This window comes from Microcystis sp. M53602_WE12 (genome assembly GCF_030065455.1).
GTDB classification, from domain to species: Bacteria; Cyanobacteriota; Cyanobacteriia; order Cyanobacteriales; family Microcystaceae; genus Microcystis; species Microcystis aeruginosa.
On the sequence record NZ_JASJFB010000223.1, the window covers coordinates 1 to 15357 of the forward strand.

The window sequence follows — 15357 nt, forward strand, 5'->3', positions numbered from 1 at the left end:
ACATTTTGAGATTTTTTCCCAAACCTTGCCAGTAATAATATCTCTTATCTTGACCAGATGGATTGACTTCCAGGGGTGACAAAACAAAGCGAGCAACTGGAACATCTCCCCCTAGATGTTAAGTCTGATTGCCCAGTCATTCTCAACAAGCACTGTTTATTGAGAATGACCGGGGGAACCCTGAAATTTTCGGCTTAGTTGGTGGCAGCTTGCCGCCAACTCACTCCTCTAGATAAGTATTTTGACTCAGGCATCTTCCTCTTTTGAGACGTTGTGACACTTAGGGTGCGGAATGTGGGATCGAATGCAGCAACGCCGAAAAGCGCATTCGTTCAAGGCAAAGTAAACTGTTGCAAAAATTTCCAGACCACTTCACTAGCATTGATTGCCTGACTGTTCTTGCCCACTAGATTTTCATGGTCTCGATTGCTAAAATCGTTTTGGTTAGCTCGTCTCATGATTCGCCCTCCAGGCCAACCATGACCTCCTCCCTCAATGCGATAGAGCATGACGGTGGCATTTTGATGACAACCTGAATACTGGTAAGATACCACTTTAGTCCCATCATGCTCCGTGTCAGGAAGTTTTTCCTCTTTTGGCGTTGCCGAGCAGCCATTATTTTTGCGCCAAAATGCCACCGTCTCAGGAACTGAAAGGATTTCTCCTCTGGCACCCACTGTCATTTCTCCTCCTACCCAAGGGACAAGTCTATCCTCAGTGCCATTGATCATAAGTACGGGAATAGGTCTTTGGGGCCGACATCTAGATTCGAGGGATTTTGCCATCGTCGAACTGACAGAGGCGATCGCAGCAATTTGGTTAGCCATTTCGCATCCTAATCTTTGGGCAAAAAACCCTCCATTGGAACCCCCAGTAACATAGATTCTTTTTCTGTCAACATTCCTCAATTTTTCTACGTCTTCAATCACAGCCCGAACGAAAGCAACATCGTCAATTTCTGGGTGAACCTCAGGGGTGTTGCGTCCGTCATTCCATTGCCCCCCAATAGCACCTAAGTCAATGCCGTTAGGATAGACAACGAGAAAATCTTCTCTATCAGCTAAATCGTTAAAGCCAGTTTTCGCCGCCATGGTATCCCCCTGACCAACACCACCGTGAAAAGCTAACAACAGTGGCATAGGTCTGTCCCTAGTATAAGAACCAGGAGTGTAAAGATAGTAACTTCTTTCTAACCCTTGATTGTATAGAGTTCTCAAGACCATATCTTGATTGAGATTAACTCTCCTTCTTCTTCTCATTGTCTGCGATAGTAACTGTTCCTTTAAACTTTCTTGGGGTTGTGGCTGGCTGGCATAACAAGCGGTCAAAAATAAGAGAGTAAGCAGACATAAAAGAAAAATCATGCTTGTCATTCGCCTGAGCTTTCCAATTTTCATTTTAAGCAAATTGTCAACATTATAAGGGAGTGATTGGGTTTAAGGAAGCCAAGACCAAATTTCGATCTGGAAGAAACGCACAATTGGACTGGAAAAAGCGACAATGAAGGGTTTCATCGGCCCTTCAATCTTAGCATAGCCCGTCATCCCAGTCTTAAAAAGGTGTTTTTCATAAGGAATTTCCACCAAAACCTTCACAACTGGTTCTGAAGACAAATCGCCTGTTGTTGTGCTGTTGTCAGCCGAGGGGGTAATGGAGACAACTTTCCCCATAATGGTTTCCGTGGGATAGGCATTGAGTTTGATTTGAACCTTCTTACCAATCGAAAATTGTCCGACATCGTACTCTGGAACTTGCACTTCTGCCAAGATCTTGGTAGCATCTTGCGCTGTCGCAAAGGTCTCTCCTTGATCCAAATAGCTACCCACTTTGGTGTCCAGATAAGGAGTTACTAGATAACCATCCAAGGGCATGACTAAGGTGGTGAGTTTGAGTTTATCTCGCTCTTGCTGCTCTTGTTTCCTTAAGCGTTCTAGCTCGGCACGAGCCACTTCCACATCCTGCCGAGCCGCTTCAATCTCGTCGGGGTAGGGACCGGCTAACAGTAACTTGAGCTGAGATTCACTTGTCTCCAAAACTCTTTGCTTGCTTGCTAGCTGGCTGCGTGCTTGTTCGATTACTTGTTGCTGTTGTAACAAAGCCTGGCGCTTTTCTTCCGCTTCAATTTTCTTGGTTTGAGCGTTCCTTTGGGCATCTTCTACAAGATTTAGGGCAATTGCTCCCTCTTTGTAACCTTCTTCCAGGCGAGAAGCCTCACGGAAATAAAAATCAGCTTGGGTGAGCGCGCTTTCTATTTGCTTCTTGATTACCTCTAAATTTTGCTTGTCCACTGCTACCTCTTTCTTAGCTTTATCTACTTCTTCTCGAGCTATCTTTACCTGATTGCGGGCTACTTCCACATCTTCCTTTCTTGGCGTGGCTAAAAGTTTAGCTAGATAAGATTGCTTAATTTTGACATCGCCTAGCGCTTTTTCGATTTGAGATTGCAGCGTCTCTATCGTATCTTCAATATCGACATCTTCCATCTGGGCAATGACCGTTCCTTTGCGGATTAATTGCTCGTTACCCCCTGGGAACATGACGCGAGTAATTTTGCTTTTACCATCAACTTCAGCCTGAATAGCCACCTCGGCGGGAGTGAGCAATTGCAGGGGACCTCCTGGCATAGTCCGATAAGGCAGAAAAAGCAGCGTTACCAAACCAGCTAGGATAAAAAATTTCAGATTTTTCTTCAGCCAAGGCTGAAAGCCCTGGCGAGAGCGACTTGAGGGCTTTTTTGAGTTCTTAGTCTCTTCTGTCAAGTTAGAAGGAAGCCCACTCGTACCTTGGGAATTCCGTCCCCTGAAGAACAAGCGAGAAACCTGTTTGCGAAAACCGATGAATACCAGGACGGAGACGATAATTATCGCTGATTCAGCCCCAAAAATTTCTGGAAAAAGTGTGTATAGACCTTTGGCAAAATTGGTAACGATCAAATAGATCATCAGTAAACAAAATAAGATACTCCCCAGACCAAACCCGGCAAGCATCAATTTTTCTCTCGTCGATAAAAAACTAGGCAGATTCCGCCCCTTGATCACCATCCCCCACGCTCTGAAAGACTGAGACATAAAGTTATCAGGCAGTCGGAAAAAAGCGATCAAGAAATAATAGCCATAGAGAGGCCAGAGAGGGCAAGCCATCAACACAAAAGTTGCCAAAGCTGCATGGGCGAGTAAGAGGAGCCAAATATGAAATGCTGTTCCTGAACTTCTCTGTGCGTACCAAAAAATCATACCAAAGCTAAAGATAAAAAGGCGCATGATCAAGGGAGTCCCATAGATCCAGAGTTGGGCCTTTCGTGGTACGCTTTGATAATCTCTCAGATCCACATGGAAGTGAGGCTTGAATCCTAAAGCTAAGGTCATGCCAAACACGCTGGAACGACCGCCATAGGCAGCAAACACCGTCCCTTGAATAATACGGCCGCATAAATTCAAGATTAAAATGTCAACTAAATAACTTAGGACAAAGGGTAAGCCATCAACAAAACGCCCCACGTCGTACCATAAAACCGTCCTATTATTCCAAAACGTCAATAGAGCAATAGGTAAAAGAGGCAGCAATAGCCAAGTTGACCATCTAAGCCAACGGTGGCAAGGGTGAGTCCAACGGGCTAGGCTAGTAAAAACGGCATCAGGGTTAGGATGTTTCCAAATAAAAAGCAACGAATGCTGCTTGGATTTTTTCTTGGTTGGCGAGGAGTTTTTGTGACCGTTTCCTTCCTCGGATTGAGAGGATGGCAATTGGTTTTGATGCGGTTCTAGTAGTCCAAAACTATCAATCTGTCCAGCAAAATTCTGGTAATCTTCTTCAGTGAGACTGATATTAAAGCGTTCTTGAAAACTAGCCAAGATTTCTGGTACAGATGTCACCCCATCCATAAGTTGACATAAAAAATATTCTTCTTCCCCGAATTCAAAAGTTTCCTGAGAGATGGGATCTTGAATAAAATAACGCTTGGCCGAGGTTTGACGATCTATTTTCCTGGTGACAAGCAAATCCTCACGCAAGCAATTGGAGAGAGGCATAGGCATAGAAGAGCTATTAATAAAAAATTATAGACATGATACTAGATTTATTTTAAAGCATAGTATATGGTATGGTTAACTAGGCTCTTCGGGACTTGGTATGGTTCGATAGGGGGGCATAAATCGACTAAATCCTTATCTGGCAAGAGATTTAATTGATTAGTTCGCTCTAGATAGAAAACAATTGGCCAAAATCGAAGCAATGCCTTTCTCTATAAGGGTTCCATCCCTTATAACCCCCGTCCATTGCATAACACAAACCGAAGAGCCGCATAGTATATTATATGGTTAACTATAAACTCTGATAGGTCGAGAACCATTTTATGAGAACGACTAAACATAAAAACCGACTCACGGGAGACATCTATACCGTAGCATCGAAGCCGCCGATGCACCTGGGCGGCAATAGTCCACCCTCGATCAATACAGCGTTCATTAAAACTGATGTTAGAATAAAAAAGCCAACGCACCCAGGTGTGCCAAGATGGGCGAATTGGTGGTTCTCGCCAGACAAAAAGCTTGACCAAAGTAAAATACCTGACAACAAGGGCGACATCGTTTGTAAATGAGGAATCGCAACATAATCAAGTTTTGTTATCTGCTGCCGGGCAGTCAGTGGATTTAAAACAGATGCTTGTGGAGGGGAATCTGGACGGGGTTTCAAGACAGAGATGACTTGGGACTAGACAAACCCGATGAAACAAGAATCTCCCGTCAAGCTACGCTGTGACGGTGAGAGTGTCAATGTAAAGCCGTGCTTCTAGCACGGGGTTTCCCACCCAATTTTTCTGATGAATTCGGCAAACTCACCTGCTCAGATTGCGATTATTGGCATGGCTGGACTGTTCCCAGGCGCCAAGGATCTGGCTACCTACTGGCAAAATATTCTCAGTAAGGTCAGCGCCATTCGAGAAGCCCCCGATGACTGGAATCCTGCCAATTCTTGCGATGATAATGGCGGATTATATACCTGTAAAGGGGGGTTTCTTGATGATATCGCCGAATTCGATCCCCTAGAATTTGGCATTATGCCCAACTCCATTGAGGGGGGCGATCCGGATCATTTTCTCTCCCTGAAAATTGCCCGGGATGCTTTGAAAGATGCCGACTATCTCGATCGCCCTTTCAACCGGGAAAAAGCTGGCATTATCTTGGGGCGCGGCACTTACTTCAATCGGGGTTTTGGCACGGTCATCCAACATGGTCTGATCGCCGATCAAACCATAGAACTGTTACAGCAAATCGTCCCCACTCTCGATGCCCAAACCTTGGGCCAGATCCGCCAAGAGCTAAAGGCCAGCTTGCCCCCCTTTAATGCCGAGATGTCCCCTGGATTAGTCCCTAATGTGGTGACTGGACGCATTGCCAACCGCCTCGATTTAATGGGTCCTAACTACTTAGTGGATGGAGCTTGCGCTTCCTCTTTGATTGCCGTTGATTTAGCAATCCAAGAACTGTTGAGCGGTCGCTGCGACATGATGCTGGCGGGGGGAGTCCAAGCCTCTACACCACCCCAGGTTCACATGGTCTTCAGCCAACTCGATGCCCTCTCCCGTTCTACCATCAAGCCTTTTGACCAGTCTGCCGACGGAACTCTTCTCAGTGAGGGCTTGGGAATTTTAGTGCTCAAACGCCTAGCTGATGCCCAAAAAGACGGCGATCGCATCTACGCAGTTATTCAAGGTATTGGCACTGCCAGCGATGGCAAAGGTTTGGGACTGTTAGCTCCCCGTTGGCAAGGGCAGGTACTGGCCATCCAGCGAGCTTACGAGAATAGCGGCATTGATCCAGACACAGTTACTCTTGTGGAAGCTCACGGCACGGGGATGCCCTTGGGAGATAGGACAGAAATTAAGTCCCTCACCCACATCTTTGGCCAACGTCAAGGGGAGATGCCCCACCGGGCCATTGGTTCGGTTAAATCAGCGATCGGCCACTGCATTCCCGCCTCCGGAGCCGCCAGTCTGATTAAAATGGCTTTAGCTCTTTATTATAAAGTCTTACCTCCTACCCTCTGTCAGCAGCCTCACCCCTGTCTAGAGGAAGAAAAGACTTCATTTTACGTCAATACAGAAGCCCGTCCTTGGATTAACGGACAGAGCAAAGAACCCCGTCGTGCTGGTATTGATGCCTTTGGTTTTGGGGGCATCGATGCTCACGCCATTTTGGAAGAATACGATCGCTCCCCTGATCTCCCAGAGAGGAAGCTGCCCTGTTCATGGCCCACAGAATTGTTCATTTTTTCGGGAGAGGAGACAGCCAATCTCATTGATTTAGTTGAACAGGTAGAGCGGCGGCTGCAGTCATCCCCCAATCTGCTCCTTTCTGACTTAGCTTATACCCTAGCTAACCGTAATCCTAGCCCTCACCGTCTGGCTATAGTTGCCAGCGAGAAGACGGATTTACAAGCCAAACTCCAACTGGCCAAGTCAAAACTAGCAGAACCTGGACGGACTCGTTTCCAGACTCGCAGTGGCATTTACTACGCTCAGGTACATCCAGAAGCCGAAGTAGGTAAAACCGCTTTCCTATTTCCGGGAGAGGGATCTCAGTACCCCAATATGCTCTCAGATCTCTGTCTCCACTTCCCGAAAGTGCGGGCTTGGTTCGACTTTTTAGATGATATATTTGGCAAAAATAGGAATTATCCGCCAAGTTACTTTATTTTTCCGCCGCCCACAGGCTTGAGCGAGGAGCAACGCCTCCTCGCAGCCAAAGAGTTGTATAACCTAGATCTGGCAACGGAGACAGTCTTTACTGCTAGTATGGCTCTCTACGAACTGCTCAAAGATCTGGAAATCCAGTGTGACGTGATGGTTGGTCACAGTACGGGAGAAAATACAGCCCTGATTGCATCTGGAACTATCCAACTGGCCAGCCGCCAAGAAATGGGGCAGAAAATTCTTGAACTTAACCAAATTTACCTAGATTTGACAGCAGAAGACCGCATTCCCCGAGGGACTCTGCTCACTGTTGGCGCTGTCGAAACTGCCATTTTGGCGGAGATGGTCGCCCAATCTTCGGGGCAACTCTACCTAGCCATGGACAACTGTCCTAACCAAGCCGTTCTCTTTGGTAATGAAGAGGCCATCAAGCAAGCGGCCAATCAACTCAGGGAATTAGGGGGAATCTGTACCCGTCTGCCCTTTGATCGTGCCTACCATACGCCCTTGTTTAACCAAGTGGCAGAAGCTCTCAGGGAATACTATCAGGGGTTGACTGTTGGACCAGGGCATACCCAACTCTACACTTGCGCTACGGCCGCTCCTTTCCCGCCAACACCACCAGAAATTCGAGAATTGGCCCTGAGCCAGTGGTCGAGCCAGGTGCGCTTCCGGGAAACGATTGGCCACCTCTATGAACAGGGAGTCAGAACTTTTGTCGAGGTAGGTCCTAGTAGCAATCTCAGCAACTTCGTTAGAGATATTCTCTCCCAGCAAGACTGCTTGGTTCTGGCCAGCAGCAGCCAACGTCGTTCCGGTCTCGAACAAATTCAACATCTGTTAGCCCAGTTATTTGTCAACGGTCGCGCCCTCAATTTTGCTCCTCTCTACCAATACCGGCAAGTGGACCTAGTAAACCTAGAGACTGCCTCTCTAGAAGCAGCAGGCAACGGTAGGCAGAAAAGGCTCTTGGACTTGACCATGCCCAAGATGAAACTTACATCAGCTTTTGTCCACACCCTTGAGCAGAAGTTCCCCTCTGTGCCGCCAGTGGCAACGGGTAGAGAGGGCCAAGTCCAGGAGAATATTGAACTAACCTCAACTTTGCCGGTTTCCCCCCCAGAGAAGCCCCCTTTACAAGAGCAGATTTCTTCCCCCAGTTTCTCTGCCAGCTTCCCCGATATTCGTCTTCCTGTCTTCTTGAGTCACTTGGATTTGATGGAAGAATTCCTCAATAGTCAAGCTAGGACGATCAGCAGTTTCTATACAAACCCATTCTCCCATCAGCAGCAAGAAGCGGTTGGTCTGCCTTGGGTTGATGTAGAATCTGTTCCCCTCAGCTTTTCAGAGGCTTGGCCTTTCCTAGGGGAGATTATTGAGAAGGGCGAAGGCTACCTCTACTGCCGGCGACATTTCGATCTCCACTGGGATGACTTCATTTATGACCATATGCTAGGAGGCCCCTGGTCCCATCGGCAGGCTGGTGAATTTCCCTTGCCCGTGATTCCCTTTACCGTCAGCATGGAAATTATCGCAGAAGCTGCTGCCTTTCTCTGTGATGGACAGCAATGGGTCAGTCAGGTTGACAACGTGCGTAGCTATCGCTGGCTGGCTCTGGAACGGGGATACTTGGTTCTCGACATCGTTGCCCAACTGCAAGAGCAATTAGCACCAGATATTTGGGATGTCCACGTCCAACTGTTTCAGCCGTCGCGGGGCAGCGAGCGCCGTTTAGTCTTTGAGGGTGATGTCAGGCTCACCTCTCAACTAAATCCATCACCACCAGCAACCCCTTGCCAGTGGCAGGACTCCCAACCGTCACGCTGGTCAGACGAGCAACTTTATACGGAAGGTATGTTCCACGGACCGCGACTCCAGGGGGTCAAGCATATTCGCCAGGTCAGCCAGCAAGGGATTGAAGCTGATCTAGAAGTGATGCGCGTCGATAATTTTTTTAGAGATATTGCCAGACCCATCTTTCAGATTGATGCGCCACTTTTGGATGCGGCCGCCCAGTTAGTGGCCTACTGGGGTTCGGAGTTCTTTGGGGTGAATTTTCATACTTTTCCTTTCAGTGTTAGGGTTTTCGAGCAATATGCTCCTCCCTTGCCTGCCGGAACTCCCATCTCCTGTCGTGGTTGGTTAAGCTTTGACGGCGAGCGACAGCTTCAAGGTAATTTTGAGTTTCTCAACAGCGAAGACCTTGTTATTGCTCGCGTGTTCGGATTACTGGAAATCTTTATTCGTGTCCCTCTGGAGTATCATCAACTCCGCCGGGAGCCGCAAGTGGCCTACTGGTCCGAGCCTTGGCAAGAGGAAGTAGGTATGCTCTCCCGTCGGCTGACCTTAGTTCCCGTCAACTTTTTAGACGAATTGGGAGGGGTGATTAAATATATCATCGCTCACCTGATTTTCACCCAATCAGAGCGAGAATTTTGGTACAGTTTACCAGAGCAGGGTTCCGATCGTAAGCAGTGGCTCTTAGGGAGTTTGGTGGCCAAGGAAACTATTCGCCAGTTTGCCTTGCAAAAATTTGACTTGGCTCTGGGCCCCCTAGACGTGCAACTCTTCCCCACCGAGAGCGGTAACTTGCAAGTGTACTGCCCTCCACTGGAGAGGATGGGAGTAGTGCCTGAGGTTTCAATCAGCCAGAATCAGAACGTTTTTGTCGCCGCTGCGGTTGAACCAAGTATTGATAATCAAGAAAACTAACAGGCAGCGTTTGACAAGAGCGGCTAAGTGACTATAATGTAAACACAACATTAATTCTTGTTCAGTTGTTGTTTTTGAAAAGTGAGGTTAATTAATTTATGTCTGGGAAACAAAGTTTAATTTTTAGCCAAGAAGATATCGAAGCCCAAGTAATTGCTGTCTTAGAAAATATGACGGCCGATTGGGAATTGGAGGATGGCGGCAAAATAGATACAGAAACTCGCCTAATGGAAGATTTGGCTTTTGAATCGATCGATGTGGTGCAGTTGGTAGTAGCACTAGAAAAGAACTTTGAGCGCAAGGGATTACCCTTTGAACAACTGTTTATGAGGGATGGAGACTACGTTGATGAACTGGAAGTGAAAGAGATTGTTGAGTTCCTGCACAAAAATCTACAATAACTATAACAACTAATAGGAACTTGATACTCCCACGGGTAAACGCGTGGGATTCTTTGAAAGAGGATTTTTATGAATAAAGTTTTGATGATTGGACTCGATGGAGCGACCTTCTCTCTCTTGAATCCTTTGATGGAGGATGGTGTTATGCCATTCTTGCAGCGATTTGTCAAGCAGGGAGTGTGGGCAGATTTAATGTCAACCCCTAATCCCCTCACCCCGCCAGGATGGGTATCGATGATCACTGGCATGAGTCCTGATGCTCACGGTATCCATGATTTTTTGTATCCTGAACAGGTTGGCGAACAAATCTTTCTCAAGGTCAATGACTCCCGCAATGTTCGCTGTGAAACAATCTGGTCGATGGCCAATCGCTATGGCAAACGAGTAACGGCTTTGAACTTTTTTGGCATGGCTCCTCCCCCGCCTCTTGACGGCTATTCCATCTCTGGTTTCGTCACTTGGAAGCATTTACGGAGTGCCACCCACCCCTCTCAACTAATTGATACCATCAAAAACTTGCCTAATTTTGACTACAAACATTTAGGCATGGATATCACGGAAGAAAAGAAAACCATTCAAGGCATACCAGAAGAAGAATACGAAGATTGGATCGCCATTCATTCCCAGAGAACGAAAACTTGGGCTGATTTACTCGCTTATCTGATGACAAACGATCCCACGGATTTAACTGCCATTGTCTTGGACAGTCCCGACAAGCTGCAACACTTTTTCTGGCGCTATCTCTATCCTCCACTGATGGGGACTGATGCCGATCCAAAAGAGAGCCAAATTCGCGAACTCTGTATTCAGCACTATCGAGATTTAGACGGCATGATCGAGCAGTTGGTGCAGTTGGCAGGACCTGAAACTAATGTCCTTCTGACCTCAGACCATGGATTCGGCACGACAACAGAAGTTGTGTATCTCAATGAATGGCTGGCCCGCCAAGGATACCTAACTTGGGGGGAAACAGCCCGGACGGATACGGACGGCAAGTTAACAGCAGACAGGATGAAAGATCATCTCATGCTGATTGACTGGCAGAAGACCATCGCCTATTGCCCTACCCCTAGCAGTAATGGAATTTACATTAAGAAAGAGACTCCTCTCAATCATGGTGTTAAAAAAGAAGATTACCGGCAATTTTGCCAAAGCTTGCAGCGACAACTTCTTGACTACAGAAATCCAGCCGACGGGGAACCGATCTTTCTTGAAGTCACTTTAAACCGAGCTAAACTTGCTGGAAGACCAGAAGCGGAAAATTCCCCTGACATGACTGTCAGGTTGCGGGATGGGGGCTTTGTTTCCATTTTGAAATCCACAGAGGTGGTCAGGCCTAGAGTCAAACCCGATGGAACTCACCGTCCGGCTGGAATTTTCATCGGTTCTGGTCCTGATTTTGTCAGCGGCCAACACTTACAACCTCTATCTATTCTCGATATTACGCCTTTGTTGTTATACTGCTTGCAACTGCCAATTCCCACTAATCTAGAAGGAAGAGTTCCCCAAGAAGTTCTCAAACCTGAAGTTCTTAAGGCTCGTCCCATTAATTATCAAGACTTCTCTGACAGTTGGGAGAAGGAAAGTGACGAAGAGGAAGCAGAAATTTCTGAGACCGAAAAGGAGGCTCTTCTCCATCAACTTCAGTTACTGGGTTATATGGAATAAATCTGATTAAACATCTCCCAGAATTGGGTTATAACCGTTATGATACCGATTTAAAATCCCAGTTTCCGGAGATGTCTAATCTAACTTTCTCAACTTTACCCTTTAAAGACAATGCCTACAGTTCAAGTTGATCCAGTTCACCAGATATTCTTAAACTACCAGTGCTTGGGAGAAGGGGAAGATTTATTGCTTATCCATGGGCTAGGAGCTAACCTAGCTTTTTGGTATCCCGGTATCGCTTCTGCCCTGGCCCAGCACTACCGCGTGATTATTTATGACCTCAGAGGCCATGGCAAAAGTACAATATCTGACTCTGGCTATACTCTGACTCGGATGGTACAAGACCTGCGAGTGCTGCTTGAGTATCTCGAAGTCGAAAAAGTTCATCTTGTCGGGCATAGTTTTGGAGCGAGGGTTGCTCTCCTTTATAGCATTTCCCATGCTCAGCAAGTTAAGTCTCTGACAGTAGCAGATACTCAATTACAATGCTTGCAAGCCAAGATGCGGCTGCGGGATTGGCCTCATTGGCAGAGTTGGCGACAAAAACTTCTAGAACAAGGAGCACCCCTGCCGTCAGAAGATCAGATTATTGATTTTCACCTGCTCGACCAGTTGAATACAACTGTCAATGAACTGACCAAACCTTCCTTAAAAAACCGTGATATGGGCAGAAAAGGAAAGGAGCGATGGCAAAAATTGATGGCAACTGCTGCCAAGCAAGAATTTGAGCAGGAAACTGAAATAACGACGGCTAAATTGTCACAAATTATTCAACCAACTCTAGCAATTTATGGAGAGAAGTCTCACTGTCTGCCGACTTGCTCCCAGTTAAAGAACTTACTTCCCAATTGTTCGGAGGTAATTATTCCAGAAGTAGGACACTTTTTTCCCGTGATTAAACCCGATCAATTTGTGCAAGTGATCTTGAATTTTTGCCAGAAGGACAATCGGTTTTTAGAGAGAAAGTTGTTGGTCAGTCCAGCTTTAGAAAAATAGTGATAACTACTGCTTTTCTACAACAGCATCTCCGTCATGACTTGAGAAAATTGGGAACCAACAGTCCATGTCTAATCAGCAGAAAGTGGCAATTGTTACAGGTGGCAGTCGAGGCATTGGTAGAGCGACTTGTTTAGCTCTTGCTGGGCAAGGCTTTTCTGTTGTCGTCGTCGGCACCAACCCTGAGCGCATTGAGCAGACTCTCAACTTAATCAATGATAAATGCAATCCTTCCCCAGCTTCCCATCTCGGACTAGCACTAGATGTTAGGAAGGAAGCAGATATGGAGGAAATGGTCAACCAAGCAGTCGCCCATTTTGGTAACATTGACTTACTTGTTGCCAGTGCTGGATTGGGGAAAAAAGTCAGATCAGACCGTTCACTGCCCCGTCCGACTACTGAACTTTCCTTAGATGAATGGCACGATCTCTTGGAAGTTAACCTAACAGGAATATTCTTAAGCAATCGTGCCGTTTTGCCGATCATGATCTCACAAGCATCGGGTCAGATTGTGAATATTTGCTCGTCAACAACACCCTATGGCTTAAGGGGGGAACCTTACGCTCCCGCTTATTGTGCCTCCAAGTTTGGCGTGGTAGGATTAACTGAATCCCTTGCTGAAGAGGTGCGCCCCTATGGTATTCGTGTGCAAGCAATCTTTCCTGGTTTGGTAGAAACTGGCATGATTGCTAAAACTGCGTTAGCCCGTCGTTATGGTGGACTGCTCACAGTAGAAGATGTGGCAGCAATTATTGTTTATTTAACTCAACAGCAAGACGATACTGTAATTGTCCACCCCCACCTACTTCCTGTTTTAGAAAGATAATCGAGGGGATTGTCAAGGAGAAGATTCAATTATGAGCCAGCAAACAGGGTCTAATTTAACCGATCAAGTCACAATTATTACAGGAGCTAGTGGAGGCATTGGTCTTGCCTGTGCCAAGCGACTCTTGAACCAACACCATAAAGTGGTATTAGTAGATATCAATCCAGAAAAATTGGCTAGTGCCGTCGAAGAATTAGTTACAATTGCTCCACCAGAGCAAATTCTCAGCTTGGTACTTAGTGTCTGTGATGAAAATGATATGGCGGCAATGGCCAGCAAGACAGTAGCTCATTTCGGGCGGATTGACAACCTCATTGCTTGCGCTGGTATTCTGCGAGTGGGAGAGGATTTGAAAACAATCTGGCAAACCTCTTTGGAGGAATGGCGGGCAGTGATTGAAACTAATTTAACTGGGACTTTTTTGAGCAATCGAGCCGTTATCCCCGCTATGATTGAACAGAAACAAGGGGATATTATTAATATTTCTTCGGTTTCTGGCCGTCAAGGTCGGCCCTTCGATGGCCCTTATTGCGCTTCCAAATTTGGCATTATCGGACTGTCTGAATCCCTGTCGGAAGAAGTTTCCGCTTGGGGAGTGCGGGTACAGACTATTTTACCAGATGCTATTGATACACCTCTGTGGAATCAAAATGGCCCAAGTGTGCCTAAACCAACTTACGCTCTTCCTCCAGAAAGGGTGGCTGAGTTTATTAGCTATCTTCTGAGTTTACCTAGAGATACTTTCTTGCTCAATCCCGTCCTGATGGCTTTTAAGAGCCGCAAAAAACGTACTAAGATTAAGTAACGGACTGGCCTAAAATTGATACTCCCGCCGATAAATCGGCGGACTTCTGCTAACAGTAAGTTAAAGGTTACTACGGCCTACCGAGCCAGACTTCTAGCCCTCCTCGCGGGTTGTCAGTATAGACCCACTTGCCATTTTCCCTCACGGCGATTTTAGGTGCAAAAGGATTGGCCGTACCCGCAAAAAATCCGTGGGGAGTCGAAACTAAATTTCGCAAGCCAATATTGTAGGGATTGCCAAACCCGTGCTGCTCCACTGGCAGCCAGTTTTCTCCGTCATAAGTTCGCCACAATTCAAACCCACTTTGATTTTTGATGAGATTTTCTAGTCCCACTTTATCCAGATAGCGCCGCGCTCGCTCTTCCAGTTTAGTGTGATCGAACCAAGAGAGAATAACACTACCATTACAAGTTCCTAAATAAAGCCAACCGTCATGAATTCCCATGTGCCAAAAATAGCCATTAAAAAAATTGCCAAATCCTGGTTGTAGATAGCTAATAGGGCGTTTTTCGCCTTGGGGAGTCTGACGGGGGGAACCTACCACTAGCTCCCAACTATCATCGGGAAAAATGCGGATCAATTCCCCAGGTGCAGGTCCGATGCGATTGATAATATCATACCCAGAGTTTTGAATCGCACTCCCCACATATAAGGCATCGTTGAAAACCATCATGCAGGCTGCAATCTGGTTGAGCGGGCCGCGATAGGCTCCTTGGTCAATCACCTTTACCCACTTATAGGGGGGTTGGCCCAGACAGTCACTCCGCCAAACTTGGAACCCAGTACAATTGAAAGTACCGGCGTAAAGCTGATCTCGAAAAGGACAGACAGCAAACACGGCTTCATTGGTCGGATCACCAAAACCGTTAAGGCTACAGGGCAGCCATTTTCCTCCCAGAGGATCACTGCTTTCGTAAATAATGGTGTAGTCTGAGGTATTGTGCTTACTGTTGCGAGAGCCAGTGGGAGAAGTATATAGCTTACCACGAAAGGGAACTAAAAACCTGATACTGGTGATCGGCAGGCCGACAATACCATATTCAGAAGCAGGCTGGAAAGTCTCTCCATCTTCAGACCGTAAGATTAAAGCTCCAGGCGCTCGGCCAGGGCAGGTACTCGCCACATACAGGGCGGGCTGGGAATCGGATTCTCCCTGGAAAACCATCATGTGGCGGTAGCCCATCTCCCTCGGCACCATTCCCCCCTCACTGCCCACTACCATTGGAGATTGGTAAACATATCGCCATTCTTTGGTCAC

Annotated in this window: 9 protein-coding genes and 1 pseudogene; 6 read left to right on the forward strand and 4 right to left on the reverse strand. The window is 46.8% G+C overall.

What is annotated here, in order from left to right; genetic code table 11:
• Window positions 1–332 precede the first annotated feature (332 nt).
• The 3 genes and pseudogenes from PX482_RS08100 to PX482_RS08110 form a co-directional block, all read right to left on the reverse strand.
• The gene (locus tag PX482_RS08100) at window positions 333–1364 is read right to left on the reverse strand and encodes an extracellular catalytic domain type 1 short-chain-length polyhydroxyalkanoate depolymerase (RefSeq protein WP_223213023.1); all 1032 of its coding nucleotides are present in this window, start codon (window positions 1362–1364) and stop codon (window positions 333–335) included.
• Between the two features lie 72 nt (window positions 1365–1436).
• Window positions 1437–3851, reverse strand: coding sequence for an HlyD family secretion protein (locus tag PX482_RS08105; protein WP_223213024.1), 2415 nt, complete (start codon window positions 3849–3851; stop codon window positions 1437–1439).
• A gap of 224 nt (window positions 3852–4075) precedes the next feature.
• A pseudogene (locus tag PX482_RS08110) lies at window positions 4076–4280 on the reverse strand (hypothetical protein).
• A 539-nt stretch (window positions 4281–4819) separates the two neighbouring features.
• Here PX482_RS08110 and PX482_RS08115 point away from each other — a divergent pair.
• The 6 genes from PX482_RS08115 (at window position 4820) to PX482_RS08140 (ending at window position 14099) form a co-directional block, all read left to right on the forward strand.
• The gene (locus PX482_RS08115) at window positions 4820–9403 is read left to right on the forward strand and encodes a type I polyketide synthase (protein WP_288122302.1); all 4584 of its coding nucleotides are present in this window, start codon (window positions 4820–4822) and stop codon (window positions 9401–9403) included.
• 98 nt (window positions 9404–9501) lie between these two features.
• Window positions 9502–9804, forward strand: coding sequence for an acyl carrier protein (locus tag PX482_RS08120; RefSeq protein WP_002751229.1), 303 nt, complete (start codon window positions 9502–9504; stop codon window positions 9802–9804).
• 69 nt (window positions 9805–9873) lie between these two features.
• On the forward strand, window positions 9874–11472 hold the full coding sequence (locus PX482_RS08125) for an alkaline phosphatase family protein (RefSeq protein WP_002760561.1): 1599 nt from the start codon (window positions 9874–9876) through the stop codon (window positions 11470–11472).
• A gap of 111 nt (window positions 11473–11583) precedes the next feature.
• Window positions 11584–12468, forward strand: coding sequence for an alpha/beta fold hydrolase (locus PX482_RS08130; protein ID WP_002760563.1), 885 nt, complete (start codon window positions 11584–11586; stop codon window positions 12466–12468).
• Between the two features lie 85 nt (window positions 12469–12553).
• The gene (locus PX482_RS08135; RefSeq protein ID WP_288027612.1) at window positions 12554–13294 is read left to right on the forward strand and encodes an SDR family oxidoreductase; all 741 of its coding nucleotides are present in this window, start codon (window positions 12554–12556) and stop codon (window positions 13292–13294) included.
• Between the two features lie 31 nt (window positions 13295–13325).
• Window positions 13326–14099: an SDR family oxidoreductase gene (locus tag PX482_RS08140; RefSeq protein WP_002760564.1), complete on the forward strand. Its 774-nt coding sequence runs from the start codon at window positions 13326–13328 to the stop codon at window positions 14097–14099.
• Window positions 14100–14169: 70 nt separating this feature from the next.
• On the opposite strand, the gene PX482_RS08145 is transcribed toward PX482_RS08140, so the two are convergent.
• Window positions 14170–15357, reverse strand: a 1188-nt coding sequence (locus PX482_RS08145; RefSeq protein WP_288122304.1) for a hypothetical protein, incomplete at its 5' end; no start/stop codon positions are given.